1 protein-coding gene and 1 pseudogene are annotated in these 1,127 nt (G+C 59.0%); both read right to left on the reverse strand.

Translation table 11 applies throughout. The features are described from left to right. Positions 1–227, reverse strand: a pseudogene (locus DBR24_RS33570) (alpha/beta hydrolase); the annotation flags it as partial. A gap of 98 nt (positions 228–325) precedes the next feature. After that, on the reverse strand, positions 326–1,127 hold an 802-nt coding region (locus tag DBR24_RS33575; RefSeq protein ID WP_305889138.1), incomplete at its 5' end, for a putative PEP-binding protein.

A 1,127-nucleotide genomic window follows, 5' to 3' on the forward strand; every position in this document is an offset into this window, starting at 1 on the left:
CCCTTGGGGGAAAACCAGAAACGCCGGTTGGAGAAACTGCCGTGCAGCAAGATCACCGGCACGCCACGGGACGCCGGTTCATCGGCCATGCCCAAGCGGGTCACGGCGATTTCCACGGACCAGTCCGGGCTGTTGCCGGGTTTCAAGCGATACACGTCTTCGCTCAGATCACCGCGACGTTCGGCGCTGATCAGGGCGACAGGAAATAGGTTGCTGCTGCTTTGCATAATGCTCTTGCACAAAAAAGGGCGGCATCTACAGGAGCCCGCCCTACTTGAATTTCAAGGCTCCGCCCCCCGAAGGGAGCGGGCCGTTCACATACTGATCAGGCCTGCGCCTGACCTTCCGCCAGGAAGAACCAGGTTTCCAGCACGGTGTCCGGGTTCAGCGACACGCTTTCGATGCCCTGCTCCATCAGCCACTTGGCCAGATCAGGGTGGTCGGACGGGCCCTGACCGCAGATACCGATGTATTTGCCGGCCTTGTTGCACGCAGCAATCGCATTGGCCAACAGCTTCTTGACCGCCGGATTACGCTCGTCGAACAGGTGCGCGATGATACCGGAGTCGCGGTCCAGGCCCAGCGTCAGCTGAGTCAGGTCGTTGGAACCGATCGAGAAACCGTCGAAGAATTCGAGGAATTCCTCAGCAAGGATCGCGTTGGAGGGCAATTCGCACATCATGATCACGCGCAGACCGTTGTCGCCGCGCTTCAAGCCGTTTTCGGCCAGCAGATCGACAACCTGACTCGCTTCGCCGAGGGTACGGACGAACGGCACCATGATTTCGACGTTGGTCAGGCCCATCTCGTTGCGTACACGCTTCAGCGCGCGGCATTCGAGTTCGAAGCAGTCACGGAACGATTCGCTGATATAACGCGAAGCGCCACGGAAGCCCAGCATCGGGTTTTCTTCTTCCGGCTCGTAGAGCTTGCCGCCGATCAGGTTGGCGTATTCGTTGGACTTGAAGTCCGACAGGCGCACGATGACTTTCTTCGGCGCAAAAGCGGCCGCGAGGGTGCTGATGCCTTCTACCAGTTTCTCGACGTAGAAACCGACCGGATCATCGTAACCGGCGATGCGTTTATCGACGCTGTCCTTGATCTCTTGTGGCAGACCGTCGTAGTTC

It is taken from the genome of Pseudomonas sp. HMWF006 (genome assembly GCF_003061205.1).
Taxonomy (GTDB): domain Bacteria; phylum Pseudomonadota; class Gammaproteobacteria; order Pseudomonadales; family Pseudomonadaceae; genus Aquipseudomonas; species Aquipseudomonas monsensis.